Source organism: Ligilactobacillus equi DSM 15833 = JCM 10991, assembly GCF_001435735.1.
Lineage (GTDB): Bacteria > Bacillota > Bacilli > Lactobacillales > Lactobacillaceae > Ligilactobacillus > Ligilactobacillus equi.
The window spans coordinates 12,704-39,699 of sequence record NZ_AZFH01000021.1 but is presented as its reverse complement, the minus strand read 5'-3'; the positions used below and the strand labels follow the sequence as shown (position 1 = coordinate 39,699).

Below are 26,996 nucleotides of genomic sequence, written 5' to 3'. Positions count from 1 at the left end.
TAAGCTTGATAGCGCCGAGAGTAGTTGGGAGATCGCTCCCTGTGAGGGTAGGACGTCGCTATGCAGTTAAAAAGGAAGTCAAGTTCGACTTCCTTTTTTTACATATTAAAAGAGAGTTTGGAAAAAGTCTTATAAACCAAAAGCCTTAAGAAATTACGTTTAAAAACTTTGATTTCTTAAGGCTTTTACTGTCGCTATTTTTCAGAAAAACTAGTAGTTATCTTCTGTTGATTTTTAAAGAGTTCATCTTCTTGCGACAACGACTGATAGCCCCGTAAACGGTCATTTCTTTCATTTCTAGAAGTTGTGCAATTTCTTTGACACTTCGGTCTTGAATACAATGTAAATTAAAAATTTGATATTCTAAATTTGAAAAAATTACTGGAATATCAGGTAAAACTTCTTCGATTGCAAGACGGGTATCAATGTCTAGTTCAGTTTTAAGATGGGTATGGAAATAGGCAGCGTGCTCTTCGTAAAATTGATCATAAGAGAGGTCAGCTTTAGTTGCTGCACGCCGATGAGAAAGATCGTAGCGGAGTAGACTATTAAAACGGTTGAAGAGAGACTTCTTAAAGTAAGCACCATAGAGAGGGTAGTTATTCGTATTGAAAGTGAGTGCACTTTGATAACAAACAATCCGAGCTTCTTGGAGTAGGTCATCCACCTCATAATGACGGAATTGAAAATTATTGATGGCGAAGTTGACCAGAGGACGGAACTTGAGAAAGAGCTGGCTGAAAGCCTTGCTGCTAGAACTATTTTGAATTTCTTCCAAGAGAACTTTGATTTCGATGTCCAAAGACGACACGACCTTTCTATAATTATGTGTACTTACCTATCATAGCGATAATTAAAGTTAAATGTAAACGGTTTATAAGGTCGGAGGAGGGCAGAATGTTTCATATGAAACAAAAAAGACCGGAAAACGAATTTCCGGTCTTAAAACTAAGCCACTTACCGGGTTTGAACCGGTGACCTCCACCTTACCATGGTGGCGCTCTACCTACTGAGCTAAAGTGGCAAACAATTACTTAAATAAGTATATTATAGGGGCTAAGTAATTGCAAGATAATCTTAAGCTAGATAGAAATCGGCTTGCAGTTGATATAAATCAGGATCAATTTTTTTAAGGGGTTCTGCCAAAGGTCCGAAGGAAATCAAAGTTAAGTGGTGCATTGCACGTGAACAAATTGTGTATAAGATTCCCAGACTGTCTGGACCATGGTAATTTGTAGCTGAAACGTCGACGGCAATCACATTATCGAATTCCAAGCCCTTAGCTAGATAAATTGGTAGAATAATAACACCCTTAGGTAGGCCTTGGTCGTTGTTATTTAGCAAGGTTAGATCAAAGTCTTGGTGGAGGGCATAATAGAGTTCTTGACTTTGTTGAGCATCCTTGGTGATTAGCGCAACTGTGCTATCTTGAGCTAATTGGGCTTGAATTTCCTTTTTTAGCGTTGCTAGTCCTAATTCTTGATTATTACTTACCAACACTCGGGGCAGGTCTCCTTGACGCGTAAAAGCCTGAATTAAATCACCATCTGGTAGAATAGCCTTCATATAATCCGTAATATTTTTAGTTGAACGGTAGCTCTTGTTTAAAGAAATCACCCGTGATTTCTTTATTCCGAGATTTTCTTGAAGTTTTTGCAAGAAATCCCGGGGACTAATCAAGGGATTAAAGAGCGCTTGTTCGGCATCCCCTAGTAAGGTTAATTTCGCCTTTGGAAAGGCGTGGTGGAGATAAATTAATTGTGCCAGGGTATAGTCTTGCATTTCATCGATGAAGAGGTGAGCCACACTTCGGTTTTGACCATTTCCGGTTAGGAGATCGCGTAAGTAAAGTAAGGGTGCACAGTCTTCGAGCGCGAGCTGGTGGAACTCTAAGTTTTCGTTATAGCTGGCTAAACCATTTGGGAGGACCTGCCCTAAGAAATGGCTATATTGTGCATAAGCATCGAAGAAGAAATTATTGTAGATAGCGTCATAGATCGGAGCAAATTTCTTTTTGACTAATTGGTAGGCCAAGTAATCTAATTGTCCTTGATAGTCATCTTCCAATTTAGATTTATCTACCAGTAATTGGTGGTATTCTTGGTCAGAGAGATAATTCACCGCTTCTTGAGCCCAATCTTGGTGGCTTTCAGTACGTATGCGTTTTTTGAGTAGGCTGAAGAGTTGTTTTTTGGTTTCTTCAAAGCGGTGCTTAGGTTGCATTAAGCTAGGTAATTCCTGATAGAGGGTAAGAATTTCTTCTTTAGTGAAGATCACTTGTCCTTCGAGGTAGAGGTCATTGAACTTCAAATCAGTCGCAGGTACGGTGGCAACATAGCTTTCTACTAAGTGCATAAAGTTCGCCGCTTCTTTTTCCTGACGAGCGGTTAGTACCTGAGCGGAGAGTTTTTCTTTTTCTTCATAACGTTCAAAGAGGGTCTGGACCTTGAGTCCTTGGAGTCTTTGGGCTAAAAATTGGGCCAGGGTTACCTGCTGCATGTTTTTTTCTCCTAAGCTGGGTAACACTTCGGAAATGTAGTGACTAAACAGTAAATTAGGCGAAAAGAGGACAATTTGGTCGGCACTTAATTCGGTGCGACTATGGTAAAGGAGAAAGGCAATTCTTTGAAGAATTGCCGAGGTTTTTCCTGAACCGGCGACCCCTTGTACTAAGAGCAGGTCATGGTAGGTATCACGGATGATATCATTTTGTTCTTTTTGGATGGTTGCTACAATATTATGCATATATTCATCGCTTTGTTGTCCTAAAACAGCTTGTAAAATTTCATCGCCAATGGTTTCGTTGGTGTCAAACATGTTGACGATTTGGCCTTCTTGAATGTTAAATTGCCGCTTTTTTAATAATTCGGTGGTAAATTGGCCACCAGGGGTTTCATAGGCGACCGACCCCAGAGTTCCATTGTAGTAGATGGAAGAAATTGGTGCGCGCCAGTCATAAATTAGAAAATCTTGATTTTCATCAACATATGAGGCTGTACCAATGTAAAGCTGTTCGACGTCATCGCCAGGATCTTGAATGTCAATGCGACCAAAGTAGGGGCTGTCCTTGAGGAGTTTGAGCACTTCTAGTTGGTTCTTTAGGATAGTTTCATTTTCTAAGTTTTTGGCTACCAGTTGTTTTTGTTGTTGGACTTCGGCGTTAGTTTCCATTTGGTCATCAACTTCTAAGGTATTGATGCGGGCATTTTGGACATAGTTTTTTTCCACCAAAGACCGTTCGGCTTCGGCCTTTTGGACTTCGGCTTCTTGCTTTTGGATACTGTCTTTAATTTTGGCCAATACGTTGTCGACGCGGACTTGTTCTTTTTGTTGTTCTTCCTGCATTAGATTCACCTCGTTTTTTGTCTTTTTCATCTTATCATAGTGAGGATAAAATACAATGTAAATGCTCTTGTCAGCCCTGAAGAAATCGGCTACAATTGAAATTGAGAACTCAGTGAGGAAATAAAGTAGGTTAGTTCAGAGACTCCTTGGTAGCTGGAAAAAGGGGCAAAACTGAATTGGGTTTCGGAGAGTTAAAATTAGATACTTAAAGTGGCAGGTTAGCCTGCAAATTAGGTGGCACCACGGTAATTCGTCCTAATCTTTCCCTAGGGGGGAGTTTAGGGCTTTTTTAGCAGAAAGGAAGTCAAAAATGACAGTAAAAAAACGTTTATTAACTGGAGACCGACCAACCGGTAAATTACACATTGGACACTATGTAGGTTCGTTGAAGAATCGGGTTATAATGCAAGAGAGTGGCGAATACGACCCTTTCGTCATGATTGCAGACCAACAAGCCTTAACGGATAATGCTCGTGATCCAGAAAAAATTCGTAAGTCCTTAACTGAAGTAGCTCTAGACTATTTGGCCGTAGGTTTGGATCCAGCTAAGACCACGATTTTTGTTCAGTCTCAAATTCCAGCTTTGGCTGAATTGAACTTGTATTACCTTAACTTAGTGACTGTTTCGCGTTTGGAAAGAAACCCTACGGTCAAATCCGAAATTCAACAAAAGAACTTTGAACGTTCTATTCCGGCAGGTTTCTTTACTTATCCTGTTAGTCAAGCTGCGGATATTACGGCTTTCAAGGCTAGTGTCGTACCCGTGGGAGATGACCAAGAACCAATGTTGGAACAAACCCGTGAAATCGTGCGTTCCTTCAACTCTATTTACGGTAAGGAAGTCTTAGTTGAACCAGAAGGCTACTTCCCACCTAAGGGACAAGGGCGGATTCCTGGCTTAGATGGAAATGCCAAGATGAGTAAGTCTTTAGGTAACGCAATTTACTTATCTGATGATGCTGATACTTTACGCAAAAAAGTTATGTCGATGTACACTGATCCTAACCATATCCATATTGAAGATCCTGGTCAAGTTGAAGGTAATGTCGTCTTTACTTATTTAGATATTTTCGATGATGATAAAAAACATGTGCAAGCATTAAAGGAACACTACCAAAAAGGTGGGTTAGGAGATGTAAAGATTAAACGGTACTTAAACGAGGTCTTGGAAGCTAAACTAGCTCCGATTCGGGAACGCCGCTTGGAATTTGCCCAAGATATGCCGGCCGTTTATCAAATGTTAAAGGAAGGAAGTCAAAAGGCTAATGCCGTTGCTGAGCAAACCTTGAAAGAAGTTAAAGAAGCAATGGGACTTAACTATTTTGGTTAAAGAATAGTCAAGAGAAAAGTTGAGGGGATTAAATGGCTTATATTGCAATTTTAGATTTAGGCTCTAATTCAACACGCCTTTCTATTAGTGAGGTTTTACCGGGGGGCCAATTTAAAGAAGTTAGACGCGAAAAGCAGATGACACGGATGGCTGAAAATATGGGCCAAGGCGAAGTGAAAACGCTCCAAGATTCGGCGATTAAGCGAACGTTACAAGCTTTGGCAGATTACAAAGCTATCTATGAAAGTTACCCAGATGTAACTGTACGTGCGATTGCGACCGCTGCCGTGCGGGTTGCGAGCAACCAAGTTGATTTTCTAGCTTTGGTTAAGGATTTAACCGGGGTAGATGTGCAGGTTCTCACTGGTGATATGGAAGCCTACTATGATTATGTTGGTGCGCGTAATGCCTTAAAACTCGATAATTTTGTGCTTTGTGATATGGGTGGCGGCAGTTTTGAACTTGTCGTGGTCAAAAATGGGATTGCGGTGGATTTAACAAGTATTCCTTATGGGGCTGTGAGTTTAACGGAAAAATTTCATGCTCAAGATCTTCTTTCAGCGCAAAATCTTTTCAAATTCCAAGGTTTTATTCAAGATTTAATCAATGAACAGCTTTGGCTCTTTGAAGGCCGTTACTTACCTTTAGTCCTCTTAGGCGGGGCTAATCGAGTGGTAGCGCGGGCGGAAATGAGACGTCGGGGACAAGAACTTGAGGATTTCCATGGGATTCGGATGTCAGCCCGGAGTTTTTTAAATATTTACACTGAATGGCTCGGATTAAATCAAGCCGAACGGGTCGCTAAACTAGGTGTTGATGGTGAAAGAGCAGATATTATTTTGGGGGGCTTGACGCCCATTGCTCAACTGATTTCCCAATTAGCAATTCCTGAGCTTATTTTTTCAGAAAGTGGGGTTCGTGAAGGACTCTTAGCAAGTAGTTTGACAGAAGAATAGTGAGGTAAATACGATGACCATTCTACTGATGTTGTTATTGATTTGGTTGGGGTGGCAAATTTTAAAGATTTCCTTTCGAATAATTTTTTGGCTAGTAATTATTGCTTTAATTGCTGCGGTTTTAAAATTATCGGTTATTGGGATGGGAGTTATTATCGCCGTCCTCGGGGGATCGTATCTTTTCGGAAAAATTTAAGTTAAAAAGCCAAGCAGTGCGCTGCTTGGCTTTTTAACGATATGACCAATCTTGGTGGTAGTATTTTTCTGATAATTCTGTTAGTTGCCCTTGTTTTTTGAGTTGAGCCAACTTAGTCTTAATTTGTTTTTGAAGTTGTAGTTGGTGGTAGGAGGTAAAGACCAATTGTTGGGCCGTGATTTGTGGTTCGGCAATTCGGACCCAAATTTGATCAGTTTCTATGCGGTTATTTACATCTTTGGCGGCAATTAAGGTTGGTTTTTGGCTGAGGTAGCTTTGATATTGGTAGTCTGTGATCACAGCGGCGGCGACTTGCTTTTGCGCTAAGGCGGTTTCGATGGCCGCAACTGAAGGGTAACGCTTAGTTTTTAGACCGAGTTGTTTTAAGAGAGGCCCTTGATTGCCAGAAGCCAGAAGGGCGACTTTTTTTTGCTTTATAGTTAACTTAGCAAGGGATTTGTACTTGCTGTCATGACGGGTAAAGAGGACATTACCAGGATTTAAGTAACTGGGCGAATTTTGCAAGTCGCTCTGAGCCTCAAGTCCCATGACTAAGTCTAATTTTTGTTTTTTCAAGTCTGTAAGCAAGCTTTGTGCTTGTGTGCGAGGGTAAAATTTAATTTGGTCGTTGGGAAAGACCTTGTGGGCTAAAGCGCGGTCAAATTGATAACTAGCATAGGCTTTATTTTTTAAATTTATGGCACTGGGATTACTTAAAATTCCGATTTTAATAGTTTGTGCCTGGCTAATTTCTAGTCCTAATCCCCAAGCTAAAAGGGTACTGGCCAAGGCCAAGCAAAATTTTTTGAACATATAACTTCACCTTCTCGATAGTTTCCTCACTCATTATAGCAAAGATAATCTGTGGTATAATTAAGGAAATTCTTAAGTCTTAATGGAGGTCTTCATGAAAGCAATCCATAAATTTTATCAAAAATCCTGGCAAGAGCGTCTCGCCATTTTGGCGCAAAGCCAATTATTATCTGATGATGAAATTAAATTATTCCAAGTAAACGGTCACCAAGCCGAATTATTTGATAGCTTGATTGAAAATTATGTGACTGATTATAGCTTACCCCAAGGTTTAGCTACCAATTATGTTATTGATGGTCATGAGTACCTGATTCCAATGGTCACGGAAGAACCCTCGGTGGTTGCTGCTAGCAGTAATGGAGCCGGCCTGGTCAAACGGGCTGGGGGCTTTCAAAGTCATATTACGGAACGCTTAATGGTAGGGCAGGTGGTGTTAGAAAAGGTGGCGGAGCCTGCCAAACTGAAAGCAACAATTTTAGCTCAGGAAGCTGATTTTTTGGCCTGTGCCAATGAAGCTCACCCTTCTATTGTGAAACGTGGTGGTGGCGCACGTTTTTTAGAAGTACGGATTCTTTCCGAAAGTGAAGGCTTACTGTCACTTGATTTAGCGGTTGACGTTCAAGAAGCCATGGGAGCTAATATGTTGAACACAATGCTAGAAGCCTTAGCTCAAAAAATACGTCAAGAACTGGGCCAAGAAGTCTTGATGGCGATTTTATCCAACTATGCTGTGCATAGTTTAGTGACGGTAACTTGTGAAATTGAACCGAAACTCCTAGCCAAAGGAGAATTATCCGGTGAAGAGGTCGCCCAAAAGATTGCTCTAGCAAGTCATGTAGCACAATTAGATCCGTCTCGGGCTGCCACCCATAATAAGGGAATTATGAACGGAATCGATGCGGTGGTGCTTGCTTCGGGGAATGATTGGCGTGCGATTGAAGCAGGTGCTCATGCCTATGCTAGTCGTGATGGTCAGTACCGTGGTTTAAGTCAATGGAACTATCAAGATGGTAAGCTTCATGGTAGTCTGACCCTACCTATGCCCGTTGGTTCGGTAGGTGGTTCGATTGGGGTCATTCCTTTAGTAAAGGCCAATCACCAGCTCCTACAAATTAAGGATGCAAAACAACTAGCAACGGTGATTGTTGCGGTTGGGTTGGGACAAAATTTAGCAGCTCTGAAGGCTTTAGTCACTGACGGAATTCAAAAAGGCCATATGCACCTACAATTAAAGACCCTGGCAGTCAAAGTGGGAGCCACTCAAAGTGAGGTTACTAGTCTAGTAGCCCAAATGGAAAAGGCGGGTAAACGTGATGAAAATAGCGCCCGTCAATTATTAGCACAAATACGTGAAAGTCGAGGAAATTAATATGACATTTAGTCCAGCTTTAGAAGCGCTTTTAGAAGAGGTAAAAGCAATCCATCCCCAAGAAATACAAATCAACTACCCCAAAAATGAAAAAATTGGTTATTTGCGCCATGACCACGGGCAACATTATGTCGCTGATGGTAAGGTGCAAGTTGATGTTTATGACCAAACAGCTCCTGAATACACAATTTCTCATGAACTCTTGCACTTCATGTTAATGTTTGATAAGACACCTCAAGCAAGCGTGAATGTTACGACCGGTGATAAGGACTTAGATGCGACTTTGACTGCTGCGGGGAGTGACTTATATAGCGCAGTTTTGCATGCCCGTATTTATCAAGAACAAAGGAAGCGCGGCTTTATTACGGAAGAAATCGAACAGCTTTATTTAGAAGGGGTCGTACAACGTTTCCCTAAGGAAGAAGAAGCTGATCAATGGTTAGTTTTACGGATTTTGACACTTTTAGACGCTTTGGTTTTCTTCCAAGGTGGTGATGAAGATATAATCCAGTTGTTTGCCCAAAATAATCCTGTCTCTTTCCGTTATGCTCAAATGCTTTATCAAGTAATGTTGGAAAAAGAACTTAACACACCAAGTAATGTGCGTCGGGCGATTGTGCGCTTATGGGATGGTTTTGACCAAATCTTACAAGATGCAGGATATGCACCGATGGGGCTTAAGGAATTTATGACCCTAAGTCCGGTTTTGAGTCAGAGACAAACTCGCCTACAATTAAGTCAACTCTTTGAAATTTACCATAGCAATTTACAGGATAATCTGAAATTCAAGGATGCTTATATTGGTCGTTTTAAAAATGATGGGCAAAACTCCTTTGTCCTCTCTTTACCTGCAGAATCTAGTCCGGAGGAGATGAAACGTCTCTACGAACAACCAGTAGGACAGTACCTACAAGAACTTGGTTTTACTTACTTAATCCGTTAGTTGTTGCAGAGGGGGCGCATAGAAATGGATTTACAAACTTATTTGGATCAAGCGCAAAAGATTGTTTTTTTGACTGGAGCAGGCGTTTCAACGGCTTCGGGAATTCCAGACTACCGTTCCAAAGGTGGCCTTTATGGTGGCAAAGAACGGCCGGAATATTTGTTGAGTCGCACTTGTTTGGCTAAAGAGCCACAGAAATTTTACGCGTTTGTGCAAAAAATGTATTACCCCAAGGCGCAACCCAATGTTATCCACCAAAAAATGGCGCAGCTTGCACAAAAAGGTCGGGCGAAAATTATCACCCAAAATATTGATGATTTACATCGTCAGGCTGGAACCCCCGAGGATTGTTTGGTGGAGTTTCATGGTAATCTTTACGAAATTTTTTGTCAAAAATGTGGTCAAAGACATTTATCCTATCAGGATTATTTGGCTAGTCCCATCCACATAGGTTGTGGCGGTGTTTTACGACCAGATATCATTCTTTATGAAGAAGGGATTCCTACATCACGGCTTCAAAGGGCGATAGTCGCAATCCAAAGAGCAGATTTATTGGTAGTTTGTGGTACCTCGCTGGTTGTCTATCCTTTTGCTGATTTATTGGAATATCGTCAGTCTCGAGCGCAAGTTGTAGCTTTAAATCGGGAGGCACTGTCTTTGCCTCGAGGAGCACAACAAATTATCGGGGATGCCAGGGAGCAATTTGCTCAAGTCCAGGTTTAAGGGGTCAATTATAAGGAAAACTATGCTATAATGAAAACTATTGACAAATTGTGCAGAAAGGAATCGCTGACATGGCAGAAAAAAAGACATTTTACATTACCACGCCGATTTACTACCCTTCTGGGCGCTTACACATCGGTAACTCTTACTCAACTATCGCCTGTGACGTTTTAGCGCGTTACAAGCGTTTGCAAGACTACGAAGTTTTCTTCTTAACAGGAACTGATGAACATGGTTTAAAAATTGAACAAAAGGCTGAAGCTTTGGGAATTCAACCTCAAGAATATGTCGACAAGATGGCCGCCGATATTCAAGAATTATGGAAGAAGTTAGAAATTACTAACGACAAATTCATTCGAACGACAGATGACTACCATGAAAAAGCCGTAGCTAATATTTTTGAAAAATTGCTAGCCCAAGGTGATATTTACTTAGGTTCGTACAGTGGTTGGTATTCTGTTTCTGACGAAGAATACTTTACGGAATCACAATTAAAGGAAGTTTTCCGTGATGAAAATGGTCAAATGATAGGAGGAATTGCCCCATCCGGCCACGAAGTCCAATTGGTAGAAGAAGAATGTTACTTCTTCAAGATGAGCAAGTATGCAGATCGTTTGGTGGAATACTATGACCAACACCCTGATTTCATTATTCCTCAAAGTCGGAAAAATGAAATGTTGAACAACTTCATTAAACCGGGGTTGGAAGACTTGGCTTTAACACGGACTTCTTTTAACTGGGGGGTTAAGGTGCCTTCTAATCCTAAGCACGTGGTTTATGTGTGGATTGATGCTTTGTGTAACTACATCACAGCTTTGGGTTACCAAACTGGGGAAGATGACAGTCTCTTCAAGAAATTCTGGCCCGCTGATATTCACATGGTGGGTAAGGAAATTGTACGTTTCCACACTATTTATTGGCCAATTATCTTAATGGCTTTGGACTTACCATTACCTAAGCACATTATTGGTCATGGTTGGTTAGTGATGCAAGATGGGAAGATGTCGAAGTCTAAAGGTAACGTGGTTTACCCTGAAACCTTAGCTGACCGTTATAGTTTAGATGCTTTACGTTACTACCTCATGCGGGCCGTACCATTTGGAAATGATGGGGTCTTCACACCAGAAGACTTTGTGGCTAAAGTTAACTACGACTTGGCTAATGACTTGGGGAATTTATTGAACCGGACGGTAGCTATGATTAACAAATATCGTGACGGTAAGACACCAGCGTTAGTCGCAGGTGTAACGGAATTTGATGCTTCCCTCGAAGCAGCGGCTAAAGAAACAGTAGTGGCTTACGAAGAAGAAATGGAAAAAGTGCGTTTCTCTAATGCTTTAGACGCTGTTTGGAAGTTTGTTTCTCGGGCTAACAAGTACATTGATGAAACCCAACCATGGGCCTTAATTAAGGATGAAAGCAAGGTAGCAGAATTAGATAGTGTCTTAGCCCACTTGGCAGCGGCCTTACGTGAAATTGCTATTTTGATTCAACCAGTGATGACGCATGCACCAAAAGAAATTTTCACTCAATTAGGTTTGGCGTTAGAAAATATGGGCTTAACTGAGGTAGACTTCTTTGCTTACCCAACAGCTACGCAAGTTGTCGCTAAGGGGACACCAATTTTCCCACGTTTGGATATGGAAGCCGAAGTAGCTTACATTAAGAGTCAAATGACGGCAAATGAAAAGGCTAAGGGACGCAAGAATATGGCTAAGGGGCAAGAGGCAGACTTTAACCCTGAAGATAGTAACTTACTCTTAACTAAGGATGCCATTAAGTTTGATGATTTTGATAAAGTTGAAATCAAAGTTGCAGAAATCAAGGAAGTTTCTAAGGTAAAAGGGGCTGACAAGCTTTTGAAATTCCGTTTGGATGCTGGTGATGAAGGTGACCGTCAAATCTTGTCTGGAATTGCTCAATGGTACCCAGATTTTGAAAAATTAGTTGGTAAGAAAGTGATGGCCGTGACGAATTTGAAACCTCGGAAGATGCGTGGTGAAATTAGTCAGGGGATGTTATTATCAGCAGAATTTGGCGAGACTGTTCAATTATTGACGGTGGATGACAACATTCCTAACGGTTCATTGGTAGGATAGGAAAAAGGCAGCTTTAAGCTGCTTTTTTTGCAGAATAGAGGTAGAAAATGCAGATTTTTGATTCCCACACTCATATTAATGCTTGGCAATTTGCTCAAGATATTCCTGATGTAATTGAGCGAGCTTTGGCAATGGAAGTTAAACAAATGTTAATTGTGGCTTACGACCAGGAAAGCGCGCAAAGAATGTTGCCCTTGATTGAAAAGTATAACCACTTTTATGGTGCCGTTGGCATCCACCCGGATAGTGCTGATAAATATGATGATCGAATGGAAAAATGGTTGTTAGATTTATTGAAACATGAAAAGGTTAAAGTCTTAGGTGAAATTGGGCTAGACTACCATAATGAAGTAGATCATGACCAACAAAAGGCGGTGTTTAAGCGCCAGCTAGATTTAGCCAAAGAATTAAATATGCCAGTCACGATTCACAATCGCGATGCGATTTTTGATACTTATCCTATTTTAAAGGCCGCACAGGTTGATCAATTTGGAGGAATTATGCACTCTTTTAATGGTGATCAACAATGGGCACAGAAGTTTCTTGAATTAGGCATGTATTTGTCTTATAGTGGAGTAGTGACTTTTGGTAATGCTAAGGAAGTTTTAGATGCGGCTTTAAATACACCACTGGATAAAATTTTGGTAGAAACGGATGCGCCTTATCTAACACCCTTACCTTTTAGAGGGCGGTTGAATGAGCCGGCAATGACGCGCTATACTTTGGAATTTTTAGCTCAAAAGCTAGGTCTATCTGCGCAAGAATTAGCCCAAAAAACGACGGAGAATACAGAAAGAATTTTAGGAATATGACGGAAAAATTAAAGATTAGAGAAGTCATCGTGGTGGAAGGTAAGTCCGATACGGAACGCATTCACCAGGCCGTGAATGCCGACACCTTAGAAACGCGGGGCTCTGCCATTAGCGATGAAACTTTAGAATATATTGAAGAATTACATGACAAGCGAGGCGTGATTGTCTTTACAGATCCAGATTTTTCAGGGGAAAAAATTCGTAAGACAATTCGTGAGGCCGTTCCTGGTGTGAAACACGCCTTTTTAAATCGCCGAGAAGCTGTGCCTCATGGACAAGGTAGTCTTGGGGTCGAACATGCTAGTCCTGAAGCGATTCGATCAGCCTTGAAGAATCTGTATACGGAAGAACCTGAAGGTGAAGAACTAATTACCAAGACCATGTTAATGCAAGCGGGGTTAATGTCAGGAGCAGATGCTAAGAAGAAGCGCCAATTATTGGGAGAATACTTGCATATTGGTTATACCAATGGCAAACAACTTCATAAGCGCTTGAATCTTTTCCAAATTACCCCGGAAGAATTTGAAGAAGCAATGCAAGAAATTACGGAGGAACTTTAATGACCAACCAAATCCCTGAAATTGCCTCACCGACACGGACGAAGGCAATCATGGAAACTTACGGCTTGAATTTCAAGAAGAGTTTAGGCCAAAATTTTTTAACTGACATTAATATTTTGAAGAATATTGTAGCTGCAGCCGAAGTCGGTCCTGAAGATGATGTGATTGAAATTGGCCCAGGGATTGGGGCCTTAACAGAACAACTAGCGAAAAGGGCTCATCAAGTAATGGCCTTAGAAATTGATGACCGTTTAATTCCGGTCCTTGGGGAAACCTTGTCACCTTATGATAATGTGACGATTGTCCACCAGGATGTTTTAAAGGCGGATTTAGCGGCTTTAATTGCGGCAAATTTTGATGGTAAACATAATTTGAAGTTGGTGGCCAACTTACCTTATTACATCACAACGCCAATTATCATGCATCTTCTGGAATCAGGTATTGATTTTGCGACGATTGTGGTGATGATGCAAAAAGAAGTTGCGCAAAGACTTTCGGCTCAACCTGGTAGCAAGGATTATTCTTCTTTATCCATTGGGATTCAATATGCGATGGATGCAGAAATTGCTTTTATTGTCCCTAAGACGGTCTTCATGCCACAGCCTAAGGTTGACTCAGCCATTATTGCCCTCAAGAAGAAGGAAGTCATTGCAGAAAAGCCCCAAGATGAAAAACACTTCAATAAGTTAGTACGTGGAGCTTTCATGCACCGGAGAAAGAGTCTATGGAATAACCTTCAAGGCCTTTATGGAAAAGATTCAGAAGTTAAAGCGACGATGACTCAAGCCTTAGAAAAAGTAGGGATTGCTCCAAGTGTGCGGGCGGAAAGACTGACCATTCACGATTTCATTATTTTGTCAGATGCCTTGTTGGCGCTTGGAATTGCTTAAAATCAGTCTTTTAGTCTCAAAATCCGCTAGTAAAAAAACTAGCGGATTTTTTGAATTATAGATTGAATTCAATAAGTTGGTATGGTATAATTTTACTTTTTGATTACTCTGTGGTAAAATGTTTTATTAAAGAGGTGATATCATGCCTACAAATTTGGCACAAATCAAGCATAATCTCGATGAGCATTTAGGCCAGCCTTTGACCGTAACTATCAAGGGCCGTAGTAATACCGAAAAGGTTCACCATGGGACCTTGGCTAGTACCTTCCCGGCAATTTTTATTGTGGAACTGGTCGGTGAAGAAGAAAGCATCGAAAGAGTATCTTACAGTTACCGCGATGTGTTGACTAACACTATCAAGTTAGATTTTGAAGCATAATCTTCCAGTGGTCGGCGGATTTAATCCGGTGGCTTTTTTGTTGCATTGCAAAAAAAGTCCTGGCGAAGCAGGACTTTAGCTAAGTTGGATGGGTCTGACCAAGTAGACTTCGTTACAAAAACCACGAAGACTATTATAGATGTGTTGGGCTCGGCTGTGTTTTTGGCTGACACCAAAAACAGTAGGCCCCGTACCACTCATTTGGGCAAAGTCAGCCCCAAATTTGAGGCATTTTTCCTTAATCCGGGAAATTTCTGGATGTTTTTGGGAAGTTAAACCTTCCAAGGCATTCCCGGCGTGGCGAGCCAAGGCTAGGTAATCCTTGGTTTTTAGGGCGGACACAACTGCATCCACATCTTGGTGGTCGATATTTTCCTCAACAATTTGTCGCAAAATCGACGGTGTGGAGACACTATCTTTGGGCTTAGCGATGACAATCCACATAGGAGGTAAGGTATCCAAAGGGGTGATAACCTCACCACGGCCGGTAACTAGAGCGGGTTCGCTATAAATACAAAATGGGACGTCGGAATCAATTTGCAACCCAATTTGCGCTAACTCAGCTTTAGATAAGCCAAGTTGCCAGGCGCGGTTTAGGGCACGTAAGACGGCGGCCGCATCAGCGGACCCTCCTCCCATGCCGGCGGCAACAGGGATATTTTTTTGAATTGAAATGGCTACCCCTTCATTGATGTCGAACTTGCTTTGTAAGTATAGAGCTGCTTGATAGGCTAGATTACGCTTGTCACAAGGTAAGAAACCGGAATTAGTTTGGACCGTGATTTTACGACTTTGTGGGATGGTTTTAACGGTTACATAGTCCGCCAGGTCCACCGCAATCATGACCATCTTCCATTCGGGTTCGCCGTCTGGGTGGCGAAAAGGGGTATCTAAGCTTAAATTCAGCTTAGCAGGGGCTTTTTCTATAATTTCCACTCCGGGTTCACCTCCAAGTACGATAAGTTATATTGCTTTCATTATACTTGTAAAAGAAAGAGGGCGCAAACTAGTTGAGGACATATTTTTCGATTGCTTGAGCTAAACCATCATCATTATTGCTAGCCGTGGTAACTTTTGCGGCCGCTTTGACCAAATCGTTACCATTGCCCATGGCAACGCCAAAGAAGTCTGGTGTTAGCATGGAAAGGTCATTTTGTTGATCGCCAACCGTCATTACTTCTTCTGGTTTGATGCCAAGGTGTTCTGCTAGTTGGTAGACGGCTTGACCTTTAGTGGCTTTGGCATTTTGAAATTCGAAAAACCAGTCTTCACTGCGAACAGTGTAGAGACCGTTTTTGAGTTTAGCAGGTAAAATCTTTTCCCCGCGGTCGAGATTTTCTTTTTGATCGGCCCACATAAACTTCGCACAAGTCAAATCTTGGGGTAAGCCGGCTTTGGTACGTACATGTAGTGGCATGTGCGTATAGAATGCGTCGAGCACGGTGTAGGAGCTTACATCAAAATCACAAGTATAAATTTGGTTGTCAGGAGTAATGATTTGGTGCTTAATTTGGTTGGCTAAGCTAAAGTCCAAGAGTTCTTGGAATTCATCGAATTCTAAAGTGTGTTTGAAGAGCACTTCTTGACTGGCGACTTTTTGGGCTGCTGCTCCGTTGAAGGTGATAACATAATCATCATCACTGGTTAGACCTAACTCTTCAAGATATTCAGCGACACCGCTGAGGGGACGACCAGTACATAAAACCACATAAATTCCAGCTTGACGGGCTTTTTTGATGGTAGCAATAGTTTTGGCGCTAAGCTTTTTATCATCATTGACCAGGGTACCATCAATATCAGTTGCAATTAATTTAATCAAGAAAATCAGCTCCCATATATTTTTAAATTTATTATAAGAGAAAACGCCTCCACTTGCAAAAATAATTACCAAAGGTAAGTAAAAAACCTCCTGATAAAACAGGAGGTTAAGTCATAATATAAACGATAAGCGGGTGACGAGAATCGAACTCGCGACATCAGCTTGGGAAGCTGGGATTTTACCACTAAACTACACCCGCAATAACAGGTACTATTATAGAGTAGAAAGGTTTAAAAATCAAGCTAAAATAAAATTTTTTTCCAGAAAAGATTGACGCTCAGGGATGAGAATGATATTCTAATTAGGTTGCTTATTGACGAACATTAATTTTTTTAGATGAAATGAAAAATTTAGCTAGTCAAAAGGTATCGAAATTTTACATAAAACGAACGTTGTGTTTATTTTTTAGGAAAAAACTAGGAAAACAACGAAAGATAACGTATAATAGCAAGTGTAATTAATAAAAAATGCAGATGCTACTAAAGGAGGATAAATTTGAAAACCAAACGAAGTGATCGCTTAATTGATATGACACGTTACTTATTAGAAAGACCACACACCTTAATTTCTTTAACGTTCTTTTCAGAACGTTATGAATCGGCCAAATCATCAATATCTGAAGACTTGGCGATTGTGAAACGGACTTTTGCTCAAAGAGGAATTGGAATTTTAGAAACTATTCCGGGAGCTGCTGGAGGAGCGCGTTTTATTCCCTCTATTTCTGAAGATGAAGCGCGCGATTTTATTGCACAAATGACCAGTGAATTATCAGAACAAGATCGGCTTTTACCAGGTGGTTACGTTTACTTATCTGATCTTTTAGGACGCCCTGATGTCTTACGTAAAGTTGGTCGTGTAATTGCCCGTCAATATATTGATAAGGAAATTGATGCTGTGATGACGGTAGCTACTAAAGGTGTGCCTATTGCGCAAAGTGTCTCTAGTTATCTTAATGTACCTTTTGTGATTGTTCGTCGGGATTCTAAGATTACCGAGGGCTCTACGGTTTCCGTAAATTACGTTTCTGGTTCTAGTGAACGGATTGAAAAGATGGAATTATCTAAGCGTAGTCTTAAGCGTGGATCTCACGTCTTAGTCGTCGATGACTTTATGAAAGGCGGCGGGACAGTTAATGGGATGAAGAGTATGATTGAAGAATTCGAATCTGAACTCGTCGGAATTACTGTTTTTGCTGAAGGTTCTTTCGAAGGCAAGCGCATGGTTGATGAGTACACCTCTTTATTGAAGGTTGACCAAGTTAATACGGTGGACAAGACCATTTCTGTGAGTGCCGGTAATTATTTGGACAAGGTCTTTGGTCCTGAAGAAAAATAACTGGTTAAGCAACGACAGCTGTCGTTGCTTTTTTGCTTGATGAAAGTCAAGGTTAAATGCGCTATAATAGGGAGGTAAAAATTAAGTGTTTAGAGAAATGAGTGAAATTTGATGAAAAAATTTGCCGTTATCTTGGCAGCGGGTAAAGGTACCCGGATGAAATCCAAATTATACAAGGTTTTACACCCTGTGTGTGGTAAGCCGATGGTGGATCATGTCTTAACCCAAATCGAAAAAAATGATATGGATGAAGTGGTAACGATTGTCGGCCATGGGGCACAAAAAGTAGAAGAAACTTTAGGTAACCGGACTAAGTATGCCTTACAAGCAGAACAACTAGGGACCGGCCACGCTGTCTTACAGGCTGAAGATATCTTAGGTGATCAAGATGGGATGACTTTGATTGCTTGTGGTGATACGCCTTTGTTTACCGCCCAAACTTTCCAAGAATTATTCCAATATCACCAATCTAAAGGTGCGGTGGCCACGGTTTTAACCGCCCACACGCCTAATCCTTTTGGTTACGGCCGGATTATTCGCAATGAAATTGGTATTGTGGAAAAAATTGTGGAACAAAAGGACGCTACACCTGAAGAAGCTGAAGTACAAGAAATTAATACGGGGGTTTACTGCTTCGACAACAAGGCGCTTTTTGAAGCCTTACACCAAGTCAAAAATGATAATGCTCAAGGTGAGTACTACTTACCTGATGTGATGGAAATTTTCCAAAGTCAAGGTAAGGTGGTCGCGGCTTACCAAATGAAGAACTTTGAAGAATCTATGGGGGTTAACGACCGTGTGGCTTTAGCTAAGGCTAGCCAAGTAATGCAAGCGCGGATTAACCAAAGTCACATGCAAAACGGGGTAACTTTAGTTAACCCTACAGCGACTTACATTGATGCTGATGTACAAATTGGAGCTGATACAGTCATTGAAGCCGGTGTAAGCCTCAAGGGTAAAACTGTGATTGGTGAAGATTGCTACATTACGGCTAACTCAACTTTGGTGGATACTGTACTCGAAAATCAAGTAACAGTTACTTCTTCTTATTTAGAAAATGCCATTATGCGTCAAGGCTCTAACATTGGACCTTACAGTCATTTGCGCCCACAAGCCGACATCGGCGAAGGTGTTCACATCGGTAACTTTGTCGAAGTCAAGAAGGCTACCTTGGGTAAGAATACTAAGGTTGGTCACTTAACTTATGTGGGCGATGCCACTTTAGGTCAAGATATCAATGTTGGTTGTGGGACGGTCTTTGTGAACTACGATGGGGTAAATAAGCACCACACGAATGTTGGCGACTACTCCTTTATCGGTTCCGGTTCTAACATCATTGGTCCTGTCAATATTGCTGACCATGCCTATGTAGCAGCTGGTTCTACGATTACCGATGATATTGATGCCCATGATATGGGAATTGCTCGGGGGCGTCAGATAAATAAGAAGGGCTACTTCGACCGTTACCCAGTGGCGCAAGCAGCCAAAGATGCAGAAACAAAAAATGAGTAATAACCCGAAAAGTTTTGTCAAAGAGCTTGATTTTAACCGGGAAAATGACTTATATTTATAGATGGATAATACTGAATTAAATTATGGAGGCTGTTATGTCTGAACAAAACGCTGGTTCACAGATGAAAATATTCGCTTTGAACTCAAATAAACCTTTAGCTGAAAAGATTTCTCAAACAGTTGGCATTCCTTTAGGTAAGATGTCAGTTGACCGCTTTAGCGATGGAGAAATCCGGATTAACATTGAAGAAAGTATCCGTGGGGACGAAATCTTTATTGTCCAATCAACTTCTGCACCAGTTAACGACAATTTGATGGAATTATTAATTATGGTTGATGCCTTACGTCGTGCTAGTGCGGCAACCATTAACGTGGTAATTCCTTACTACGGTTATGCGCGTCAAGACCGTAAAGCTCGTTCGCGGGAACCAATCACAGCTAAGTTAGTCGCAGATATGATCGAAAAGGCAGGGGCTGACCGGGCCATCGTCTTAGACTTACACGCAGCGCAAATTCAAGGTTTCTTCGACATCCCTGTTGATCACTTGATGGGAGCTCCATTGTTGGCGGACTACTTCTTAACTAACGGTTTGGAAAAAGACGCGGTTGTGGTTTCACCGGACCATGGTGGGGTAACTCGGGCACGGAAGTTAGCTGAATTTTTGAAGGCGCCAATTGCCATCATTGATAAGCGTCGTCCTAAGGCTAACGTGGCCGAAGTGATGAACATTATTGGTTCAGTTGAAGGCAAGCGTTGTATCTTAATCGATGATATGATTGATACGGCTGGAACGATTACTTTGGCAGCGCAAGCCTTAAAGGATGCTGGTGCAACAGAAGTTTATGTCTGTGCTACGCACCCTGTCTTCTCTGGTCCAGCCATCGAACGGATTGAAAAATCACCAATCAAGAAGATGGTGGTAACAGACTCCATTCAATTACCAGAAGAAAAACAAATTGAAAAATTGGTTCAAGTTTCCGTTGGTCCTTTAATTGGGGATGCCATTATGCGGATTCACGAAAACAAACCAGTTAGTCCATTGTTTAATACACGTTTCCGTAACCCAGAAGCAAACTAAATACAAAAAAATGAAGAAAGTCCGTGCTGTGCGGACTTTTTTTGTCAGGAGGTGAAAGAGTGCAAGTAATTAGTTTAAGAAGTATTTTTGAGGTAGACCGCCAGGAATTTTTTGAGGTCCTAGATCAAAGTCGTCAGGAGCTTAATCAGCAGCTCAGTTGGGTCGACGAGATTCAAAACCACCAGGATTTAGACCAATATCTAGAATACATAATAGCCAAAGAAGTATTGACCGATAATTGTCGGAGTTATCTGATTTATCAAGGCCCGAAGTTAGTTGGAATGATTGATCTGCATGATATTGATTGGCAAAAAGGTAAGGCGGACCTCGGTTATTGGTTAGCGTCTTCTGCCTGGGGTCAAGGGATTATGACGCGGGCCGTGGGAATTTTAGAAAAACTCAACAAAGAAAAGTTGAATTTACATGAAATTCATGCTTTAATCAGAGAAGATAACCAGCGAAGTCAGGCGGTAGTAAAACGTTGCGGATATCGGTTTTATCAAAAAATCCCCAGCTCTAGGGGCCGGGGATTTAATGAATACTTAAAAGAAGTTTAATGATCTTCGGGCGTGATACGAGAGACCACGTGATAAGCTTGTTGCTGTTTTTTGACAGCTTCTTCTTGTTTAAGGGCTGTGGCTTCATCAAAAATATAGTAAGGATGTCCGTCTTTACTTTGCACAATTAGGACGGGGGCTTGTGACTTTTGGTGATAGATTTGGGCGGCAATATAGGCTTTGTTATAGTCATAGTCACTGGCAATGGCTTGACCAGGGTTAAAGAAAACATTTTCGCTCATAATACTCATCCTTTCGTATCTTATCTAACTTTATTCTAGCACGGAAATGATAAAATTGAGTTAAATTTAAAGCCATTTGGTATAAATTTTTTAAAAATATAGGAGAAAAAAATGACTGAAAAAGATGAAAAAACACTACTTTCTCGTACTGAGAAGCGTCGGCGCGAAGAAGAGGCCAAAAACGCCAAACGTTCTGCGCAAAAAGAATTAATCATTGATATCTTCAAGCAACCTTCAGGTAAGCATTCACAGGCTAAAAAAGAAGAGTCACAAAAAGTTAATTTTGATGAGAATGACCGGATTTCCTTTGGAAGTACGCAAAAGCCTGAAAGAGAGGCATCTTCTGAGCATCTAACTTCAACACAAGAAGCGGAAGTTCCCGTGACGGGAAATGCCCCCCTACGGCGCGTTTCTCCCCACCATAAAGGACACAAGTCTTCCAAGAATAAGGGGGGTAAAAAAGGTGGCAAAAAGTTACTTTGGTTGGTGTTAGCCCTCTTATTAGTTGTCATCGGAGGCTACTTCTTCTTGAGCAAGAGTAACAACCAAGATGTTTCTGCCCAAGAAGCCCAAGATATTGTAGCTAGAGCTTTTACGAATGACCAAAGCGATTTAACTGATCAAGCAAGTCAAAGTGATATGAACAAGTTGGCAGCGTACGCTAAAAGTGGTTCTGAAACCTCTGAAAAACAAAAGTATGCGCGTTTAGCCAAGGCAGGAAAGCAAGCCTTAGAAGATCGTGATGCTAGTCAAGATTTGAAAGATATGGCAGGATTGTATAAGTCATCTGTGGGAAGTGATGCGAGCCAGCTTAAAAATAATTTAAGTGAAACCAGTGTAGAAACGGTTTTACCAACCTATTATGCAAAACGTGTAAAATTCTATAATAATTTGGTAAGTAAGGCTGATGAACTAAGTAAATTAAGTGGTAAGGTAGATAATCTTTACAATAGCCATGGTAAGTTAAAGCAGTCTGTTAGCGAAGATGACGTCAAGGACTTACAAGACCAACTTGCCGACTATCAAGCCTTTGCGCAAGCTAAGACAATCAATAAGAAGTTGACCAAGGCTCTAAAGGTGTTAGCTAAGCGGGAGGATTCCGCTCAAGAAGAAACAAGTAGTGAAGAGGTTTCTAGCGAAAGTTCTTCTGAAGCATCATCATCAGAATCAGAATCATCTTCTGAAGAGACTATCGATCAAGCAACTGAAGATACCACTACGACAACTACTACACCATGGGGGAGTGCAACGTCAAGCAATGGTGGTGTTGCAAGGAGAAGCCACAGTTCCTATGTTCCACCAACTAATCCAGTTGGTGGTAGTAATGATGGCAATCAGAGTAATAAAGAACCTAATGTAACACAGAGTGTTGAAACTGGTACTGATGAGGAAGCCATTCCAGTTGTAGATGAATAAAAATGGTATCAAAGGTCCTACGGGGCCTTTTTCTTTTGGAAAAATTTGCTTTTTGGGGGAGAGGTATGGTACTTTAAGGGGAGCAAAAAGAAAAAGTGAGGAAAATAAAGCGTGATTACAGTTAATGATTTAAGTTTAAACTTTTCAGGTCGTCTTTTATACGATGAAGTTAACTTAAAATTTACCCCGGGTAACTGTTATGGGGTAATTGGGGCCAATGGGGCTGGGAAATCTACATTTTTACGGCTATTAGAAGGCGAAATCAAACCCACTACTGGGACAATCAGTATGGGGCCTAATGAGCGGATGTCTAGCTTAAGTCAAGACCACTTCGGTTTTGAAGAATTTACGGTCATGGATACGGTGATTCAAGGACACAAACAGCTTTACCAAATCATGAAGGAAAAGGATGCCTTATACGCTAAGGAAGACTTCTCCGAAGAAGATGGGATTAGAGCCGCTGAACTTGAAGGGGAATTTGCGGAAATGGACGGGTGGAACGCCGAACCTGATGCCTCTCAGTTATTACAATCTTTAGGAATTGGTGAAGACATGCACTACCAAATGATGTCTGAATTAGCCGAAAAAGATAAGGTTAAGGTGCTCTTGGCGCAAGCCCTATTTGGTCAACCAGATATCTTATTGCTTGACGAACCGACTAACGGTTTAGATGTGAAAACTATTTCCTGGTTAGAAGATTTCTTGGCGGATTACCCTAACATTGTGATTGTTGTTTCTCACGACCGTCACTTTTTGAACCAAGTATGTACCCAAATGTGTGACGTAGATTTTGGGAAGATTAAGATGTTTGTAGGGAACTATGATTTCTGGTTAGAATCAAGCCAGTTAGCTGCTAAGCTACAAGCGAATGCTAATGCTAAAAAAGAAGAAAAAATCAAGGAACTCCAAGAGTTTATCGCTCGGTTTTCTGCTAATGCTTCTAAATCTAAACAAGCCACTTCCCGAAAGAAACAATTAGAAAAGATTACCTTGGACGACATCAAGCCATCTTCTCGGAAATATCCGTTTGTGAAGTTTGAAATGGAAAGAGAATTAGGAAATGACTTAGTTAAAGTTGAAAATGTTTCGAAGACCATTGACGGTGTGAAAATTTTGGATAATATTTCCTTTATCTTACGTCCGGGTGAAAAGACGGCTATCATTTCTCAAAATGACTTGGCGGCGACAACCATGATGCAAATCTTGGCAGGTGAAATCCAACCGGATGAAGGAACAGTGACTTGGGGGCAAACTACTAGTCGTTCTTACATGGGTCGGGACTTAAACGCCGCTTTTGATGATAAACATCAGTCCATCTTAGATTGGTTACGGCAATTTGCTTCTAAAGAAGAAAACGATAATACTTTCTTACGTGGTTTCTTAGGGAAGATGCTCTTTTCTGGAGATGATATCGAAAAAGAAGTCGGTGTTTTATCTGGGGGAGAAAAAGTTCGCTGTCTCTTATCTAAAATGATGCTCCAAAAGGCTAATGTCTTAGTCTTGGATGACCCAACTAACCACTTAGATTTGGAGTCTATTACTTCTCTAAATGATGCTTTGGTTGATTTCCCAGGAGCCATTATTTTGACTTCCCATGACCATCAAGTGATTCAAACCGTAGCGAACCACATTGTGGAAGTATCTGCTAAAGGTTGCGTGGACCGGATTGAAACAACTTATGACGAATTTTTGAACCACGAAACGGTTCAAGCACAAGTTGCTGAATTATACAAATAAGGTCAAGATCAGCTCAAAAAATGGGCTGGTCTTTTTGTTTCCGCTTGCATAAAAATTGGTCTAGACGTATAATTGGTATATACCAAAATGTACAAGAGAGGAAGAATGCTATGAAAGTGCTTGTTGTAAAAAATCAAAAAGATGCAGACCGTCAAGGAGTGAAAATTTTCCGCCAGGCTTATAAGCATGGAGCCCGGACGTTTGGTTTAGCCACTGGAGGTACCCCGGAGGGTTTATATCGGGAATTATGCCAAAGTGACCTAGATTTTCGGGATTGTATCGCTATTAATCTGGATGAATATGTGGGCTTAGATGGTAATCATCCCCAAAGTTATCGTTACTATATGCAAAGTAACTTATTCAACCAAAAACCTTTCGCTGAAACATATCTTCCTGATGGGATGGCCCCTTCAGCCAAGGTTGAATGTACTCACTATAACTGGATTATAGCCACAAATCCGATAGATCTCCAAATTTTAGGTATCGGGCAAAACGGCCACATTGGTTTTAATGAACCTGGGACACCATTTACCTCTACTACGCATGTGGTTAATTTAACTCCTTCCACCATTAAAGCTAACAGTCGTTATTTTAAAGATGAAAGTCAGGTACCAACCCAGGCCTTAACTCAAGGAATAGGTAATATTTTACAAGCCAAGCAGATTCTTCTAATGGCTTTTGGTCCTGAAAAGGCCCAAGCTGTCAAGGAAGCTCTTACAGGGAAGGTAACGGAGGACCTCCCAGCCAGTGTCTTACAAAAGCACCCCCACGTCACGGTTTTGTTAGATGAGGCTGCTGCTGCGCTTTTACCAAGCGAATGGGTTACTGAGCATGTGCAACATATTTATTGAATTTCTTAAGCTTTTGGTTAAAAATTAACCAAAGGCTTTTATTTTGCCTACGAGCGTGTTACTTTAGGCTTAGTTTGCAGTAAGGGAGTCTTTTTGTGTTAAAAAATAAAAGCGCACGTTTACTTGAAGTTGTCGCTTTGTTATTGTTGGGTTTGGTTATTTATGTTGTTACTAGCCATGATGCTTTTTTATACCAGCAACCAATTGGTCAGGTGGTTAAGGTAAACAATGGTCCCGGACAAGCGCAAAGCGATGAATTTGATAATCACGATCGCGTTACTAGTCAGTATTTAAAACTGAAAATCTTAAATGGAAAATATCGTAATTGGAGCGTAAATTTAAAAAATAATTATTCTAAATCAGGAGCATTGGACCAGAAATTCAAGGTTGGTCAACAAATATTCTTGGATGTCCATCAGGTTAAAAAGGGCAAGATTAATGCTAGTATCGCAACTTATAAACGAGATACTTACCTACTGATGTTATGTTGGTTAATTTTTAGTCTGTTGTTTTTAACCATGCGTTTTCAAGGTTTACGTTCCTTGTTTAGCGTGGCCATTAATTTTGTGATTTTCCTTGCTTTGGTTCAATTTGATGTCGCCTGGAATCAGACTTATTTCTTTTGGATTTTCGCTTTGGGAGCCCTGATTTTTACAGGTCTCTCTTTAGTGATTGTGCTGGGCTTCAATAAGCAATGTTGGGTAACTTTTAGTTCGATTATTATTGGGACGGGCTTAGGCCTCTTGTTAGGCTATGGAGCTTTGTGGTTAACTGATAGCAAAGGTCTTCATTATGAAGCTTTAGACATGGCGACTCAAGACCCCGAACAATTATTTTTCTCAATTACCTTAATTGGGTTGTTGGGGGCTGTGATGGATGCGGCCACTGACATTGTTTCGACTGTTTTTGAAATGAAGGCTTCCATGCCAGAAGTTTCTAAGACCCAATTATTTAAATCGGGTCACCAAGTTGGTAAGTCTATCATGGGTCCGCTAATTAATGTCTTGTTTTTAGTTTTCTTTGCGGAAAGTTTTGCCATAGGAGTGCTTTATTTTCGGACGGGTAATACTATTGCTTATACCTTTGAATGGACCATGTCACTTGGAGTAGTTCAATCTTTGATTAGTGGGATTGGTATTGCCTTAGTGGTACCGACAGCCGCCTTTTTGGCAGCTCAAGCTTTAGGAGGGAAAAAAGATGTCAGCCATTAGTTTATTAGCCCTAATTTTATTGGTGGTTATGACCATAGTGGGGGGAAAACAAGGATTAGTGGGTTACTTTAGTGTTGTATTGAACTTTGTAATTTTGTTTATCACAATTTTGTTGATAGCTAGTGGTTTTGCCCCCTTAAGTGTAAGTATTTTTGCGGGTGTCACCATCCTCGCGATTACCATCTATATGGGAAATAATAACGAAAATGTGACCAACTTAGCTTTTATTGCTACCGTATTGGTGATGGCTGTAGTTATGGTGGTGATTATTGGTTTTGATAAAGTTTTACAAATTCATGGTTTTGCCAATGAACAATCAGAAGAAATTGAGGCCTTTAATCTTTTAATCGGGGTTTCTTTTGAACAATTAGCAATTGCTACCACCATGTTAGCGACTTTAGGTGCAATTGCCGAAGCGGCGATTGCAGTGGCTAGTGGCTTGGAGGAGTTGCTAGAACAACAACCGGACATGTTGCTTCGTCAACTTTATAAAAGTGGACGCACAATTGGTTTTCAGATTATGGGAATGACTTTCAATACTTTATTTTTTGGGATGTTTGGAAGCAATCTCGCACTTTTTATCTTATTAGATAAATTGGGTGCTAAACCATCATACTATCTCAATTCCAAGATTTTTGTCGGCCAATGTGTTGAGGTCTTATATTCTTCCTTGGCGGTTATTTTGGTTATTTGGCTCACTACTTATTTAGTAGGTCGTCGCCACTATAAAAAACAAGGTCATAAAGCAGCTTAAAAAAAGCTCCACTTTTTTGCAGTGGAGCTTTTGCATTTGTCCTTGGTCTTTGCTACACTAAAGAAAAA

At 40.9% G+C, this 26,996-nt stretch carries 26 protein-coding genes and 2 tRNA genes; 20 read left to right on the top strand and 8 right to left on the bottom strand.

Translation table 11 applies throughout. From position 1 onward, the window contains the following. Nucleotides 1–217: 217 nt before the first annotated feature. The 3 genes from FC36_RS03190 to helD all read right to left on the bottom strand — a co-directional run bounded on the left by FC36_RS03190 (nucleotide 218) and on the right by helD (nucleotide 3,345). The gene (locus FC36_RS03190; protein ID WP_051527944.1) at nucleotides 218–802 is read right to left on the bottom strand and encodes an RNA polymerase sigma factor; all 585 of its coding nucleotides are present in this window, start codon (nucleotides 800–802) and stop codon (nucleotides 218–220) included. A gap of 149 nt (nucleotides 803–951) precedes the next feature. Then, a tRNA-Thr gene (locus FC36_RS03185) sits at nucleotides 952–1,024 on the bottom strand. 53 nt (nucleotides 1,025–1,077) lie between these two features. Next, nucleotides 1,078–3,345 carry an RNA polymerase recycling motor HelD gene (gene helD, locus FC36_RS03180; RefSeq protein WP_056986706.1) on the bottom strand — a complete coding sequence of 756 codons (2,268 nt, stop codon included), beginning with the start codon at nucleotides 3,343–3,345 and terminating at the stop codon, nucleotides 1,078–1,080. A gap of 310 nt (nucleotides 3,346–3,655) precedes the next feature. On the opposite strand from helD, the gene trpS reads away from it, so the two are divergent. Genes trpS through FC36_RS03165 form a run of 3 tightly spaced genes read left to right on the top strand, consistent with a single transcriptional unit; the run spans nucleotide 3,656 to nucleotide 5,827 of the window. Further along, entirely contained in the window at nucleotides 3,656–4,675 is a 1,020-nt protein-coding gene (gene trpS / locus FC36_RS03175) for a tryptophan--tRNA ligase (protein ID WP_023860142.1), read from the top strand. Between the two features lie 32 nt (nucleotides 4,676–4,707). After that, nucleotides 4,708–5,631, top strand: coding sequence for a Ppx/GppA phosphatase family protein (locus FC36_RS03170; RefSeq protein WP_025020555.1), 924 nt, complete (start codon nucleotides 4,708–4,710; stop codon nucleotides 5,629–5,631). Nucleotides 5,632–5,644: 13 nt separating this feature from the next. Further along, nucleotides 5,645–5,827 carry a hypothetical protein gene (locus FC36_RS03165; RefSeq protein ID WP_025020554.1) on the top strand — a complete coding sequence of 61 codons (183 nt, stop codon included), beginning with the start codon at nucleotides 5,645–5,647 and terminating at the stop codon, nucleotides 5,825–5,827. Nucleotides 5,828–5,860: 33 nt separating this feature from the next. Here FC36_RS03165 and FC36_RS03160 read toward each other — a convergent pair whose 3' ends face one another. Continuing rightward, nucleotides 5,861–6,640, bottom strand: coding sequence for a substrate-binding periplasmic protein (locus FC36_RS03160; protein WP_023859791.1), 780 nt, complete (start codon nucleotides 6,638–6,640; stop codon nucleotides 5,861–5,863). A 94-nt stretch (nucleotides 6,641–6,734) separates the two neighbouring features. Between FC36_RS03160 and FC36_RS03155 the strand changes: the two genes are divergently transcribed. From FC36_RS03155 to FC36_RS03120, 8 genes are all read left to right on the top strand, one after another. Beyond that, on the top strand, nucleotides 6,735–8,009 hold the full coding sequence (locus tag FC36_RS03155) for a hydroxymethylglutaryl-CoA reductase, degradative (protein ID WP_025020552.1): 1,275 nt from the start codon (nucleotides 6,735–6,737) through the stop codon (nucleotides 8,007–8,009). 1 nt (nucleotide 8,010) lies between these two features. Then, nucleotides 8,011–8,952 (top strand): hypothetical protein, encoded by a 942-nt coding sequence (locus tag FC36_RS03150; protein ID WP_025020551.1) that lies wholly within the window; start codon nucleotides 8,011–8,013, stop codon nucleotides 8,950–8,952. A 24-nt stretch (nucleotides 8,953–8,976) separates the two neighbouring features. Further along, nucleotides 8,977–9,675, top strand: coding sequence for an NAD-dependent protein deacylase (locus FC36_RS03145; RefSeq protein ID WP_035187899.1), 699 nt, complete (start codon nucleotides 8,977–8,979; stop codon nucleotides 9,673–9,675). A 71-nt stretch (nucleotides 9,676–9,746) separates the two neighbouring features. Further along, nucleotides 9,747–11,774, top strand: a complete 2,028-nt coding sequence (gene metG, locus FC36_RS03140; RefSeq protein WP_025020549.1) for a methionine--tRNA ligase — start codon at nucleotides 9,747–9,749, stop codon at nucleotides 11,772–11,774. Between the two features lie 47 nt (nucleotides 11,775–11,821). Next, complete coding sequence (locus FC36_RS03135) at nucleotides 11,822–12,586, top strand: TatD family hydrolase (RefSeq protein ID WP_025020548.1); 765 nt, start codon at nucleotides 11,822–11,824, stop codon at nucleotides 12,584–12,586. Beyond that, on the top strand, nucleotides 12,583–13,146 hold the full coding sequence (gene rnmV, locus FC36_RS03130) for a ribonuclease M5 (RefSeq protein ID WP_025020547.1): 564 nt from the start codon (nucleotides 12,583–12,585) through the stop codon (nucleotides 13,144–13,146). Before FC36_RS03135 ends, rnmV begins: the two co-directional genes overlap by 4 nt. Continuing rightward, nucleotides 13,146–14,036, top strand: a complete 891-nt coding sequence (gene rsmA / locus FC36_RS03125) for a 16S rRNA (adenine(1518)-N(6)/adenine(1519)-N(6))-dimethyltransferase RsmA (RefSeq protein WP_023859798.1) — start codon at nucleotides 13,146–13,148, stop codon at nucleotides 14,034–14,036. The genes rnmV and rsmA overlap by 1 nt, the downstream gene beginning before the upstream one ends. 142 nt (nucleotides 14,037–14,178) lie before the next feature. Beyond that, nucleotides 14,179–14,415 carry a Veg family protein gene (locus FC36_RS03120; protein ID WP_023859799.1) on the top strand — a complete coding sequence of 79 codons (237 nt, stop codon included), beginning with the start codon at nucleotides 14,179–14,181 and terminating at the stop codon, nucleotides 14,413–14,415. A gap of 75 nt (nucleotides 14,416–14,490) precedes the next feature. Here the strand turns inward: FC36_RS03120 and ispE are convergent, their stop codons facing one another. The 3 genes from ispE to FC36_RS03105 all read right to left on the bottom strand — a co-directional run bounded on the left by ispE (nucleotide 14,491) and on the right by FC36_RS03105 (nucleotide 16,433). Further along, on the bottom strand, nucleotides 14,491–15,351 hold the full coding sequence (gene ispE / locus FC36_RS03115) for a 4-(cytidine 5'-diphospho)-2-C-methyl-D-erythritol kinase (protein ID WP_035190864.1): 861 nt from the start codon (nucleotides 15,349–15,351) through the stop codon (nucleotides 14,491–14,493). Between the two features lie 70 nt (nucleotides 15,352–15,421). After that, a complete protein-coding gene (locus tag FC36_RS03110) occupies nucleotides 15,422–16,234 on the bottom strand; it encodes a Cof-type HAD-IIB family hydrolase (RefSeq protein ID WP_225349909.1) in 813 nt (270 codons plus the stop codon). 128 nt (nucleotides 16,235–16,362) lie between these two features. Continuing rightward, nucleotides 16,363–16,433, bottom strand: a tRNA-Gly gene (locus FC36_RS03105). 296 nt (nucleotides 16,434–16,729) lie between these two features. Between FC36_RS03105 and purR the strand changes: the two genes are divergently transcribed. From purR to FC36_RS03085, 4 genes are all read left to right on the top strand, one after another. Next, nucleotides 16,730–17,569 (top strand): pur operon repressor, encoded by an 840-nt coding sequence (purR, locus tag FC36_RS03100; RefSeq protein ID WP_025020545.1) that lies wholly within the window; start codon nucleotides 16,730–16,732, stop codon nucleotides 17,567–17,569. A 111-nt stretch (nucleotides 17,570–17,680) separates the two neighbouring features. Then, entirely contained in the window at nucleotides 17,681–19,081 is a 1,401-nt protein-coding gene (gene glmU / locus FC36_RS03095) for a bifunctional UDP-N-acetylglucosamine diphosphorylase/glucosamine-1-phosphate N-acetyltransferase GlmU (protein WP_035187916.1), read from the top strand. A gap of 95 nt (nucleotides 19,082–19,176) precedes the next feature. Continuing rightward, a complete protein-coding gene (locus FC36_RS03090; protein WP_025020543.1) occupies nucleotides 19,177–20,160 on the top strand; it encodes a ribose-phosphate diphosphokinase in 984 nt (327 codons plus the stop codon). Nucleotides 20,161–20,219: 59 nt separating this feature from the next. After that, on the top strand, nucleotides 20,220–20,717 hold the full coding sequence (locus FC36_RS03085; protein ID WP_025020542.1) for a GNAT family N-acetyltransferase: 498 nt from the start codon (nucleotides 20,220–20,222) through the stop codon (nucleotides 20,715–20,717). Here the strand turns inward: FC36_RS03085 and FC36_RS03080 are convergent. Next, nucleotides 20,714–20,959, bottom strand: a complete 246-nt coding sequence (locus FC36_RS03080) for a hypothetical protein (RefSeq protein ID WP_025020541.1) — start codon at nucleotides 20,957–20,959, stop codon at nucleotides 20,714–20,716. The genes FC36_RS03085 and FC36_RS03080 overlap by 4 nt on opposite strands. Before the next feature lie 111 nt (nucleotides 20,960–21,070). On the opposite strand from FC36_RS03080, the gene FC36_RS03075 reads away from it, so the two are divergent. The 5 genes from FC36_RS03075 (at nucleotide 21,071) to FC36_RS03055 (ending at nucleotide 26,928) form a co-directional block, all read left to right on the top strand. After that, nucleotides 21,071–22,375 carry a hypothetical protein gene (locus FC36_RS03075; RefSeq protein WP_056986705.1) on the top strand — a complete coding sequence of 435 codons (1,305 nt, stop codon included), beginning with the start codon at nucleotides 21,071–21,073 and terminating at the stop codon, nucleotides 22,373–22,375. Nucleotides 22,376–22,486: 111 nt separating this feature from the next. Further along, entirely contained in the window at nucleotides 22,487–24,112 is a 1,626-nt protein-coding gene (locus FC36_RS03070; protein WP_035190869.1) for an ABC-F family ATP-binding cassette domain-containing protein, read from the top strand. Nucleotides 24,113–24,222: 110 nt separating this feature from the next. Then, entirely contained in the window at nucleotides 24,223–24,963 is a 741-nt protein-coding gene (locus FC36_RS03065) for a glucosamine-6-phosphate deaminase (RefSeq protein WP_025020537.1), read from the top strand. A 95-nt stretch (nucleotides 24,964–25,058) separates the two neighbouring features. Then, nucleotides 25,059–26,174, top strand: a complete 1,116-nt coding sequence (locus FC36_RS03060) for a YibE/F family protein (protein WP_025020536.1) — start codon at nucleotides 25,059–25,061, stop codon at nucleotides 26,172–26,174. Next, the gene (locus tag FC36_RS03055) at nucleotides 26,161–26,928 is read left to right on the top strand and encodes a YibE/F family protein (RefSeq protein WP_025020535.1); all 768 of its coding nucleotides are present in this window, start codon (nucleotides 26,161–26,163) and stop codon (nucleotides 26,926–26,928) included. Before FC36_RS03060 ends, FC36_RS03055 begins: the two co-directional genes overlap by 14 nt. The last annotated feature ends 68 nt before the right edge of the window (nucleotides 26,929–26,996 follow it).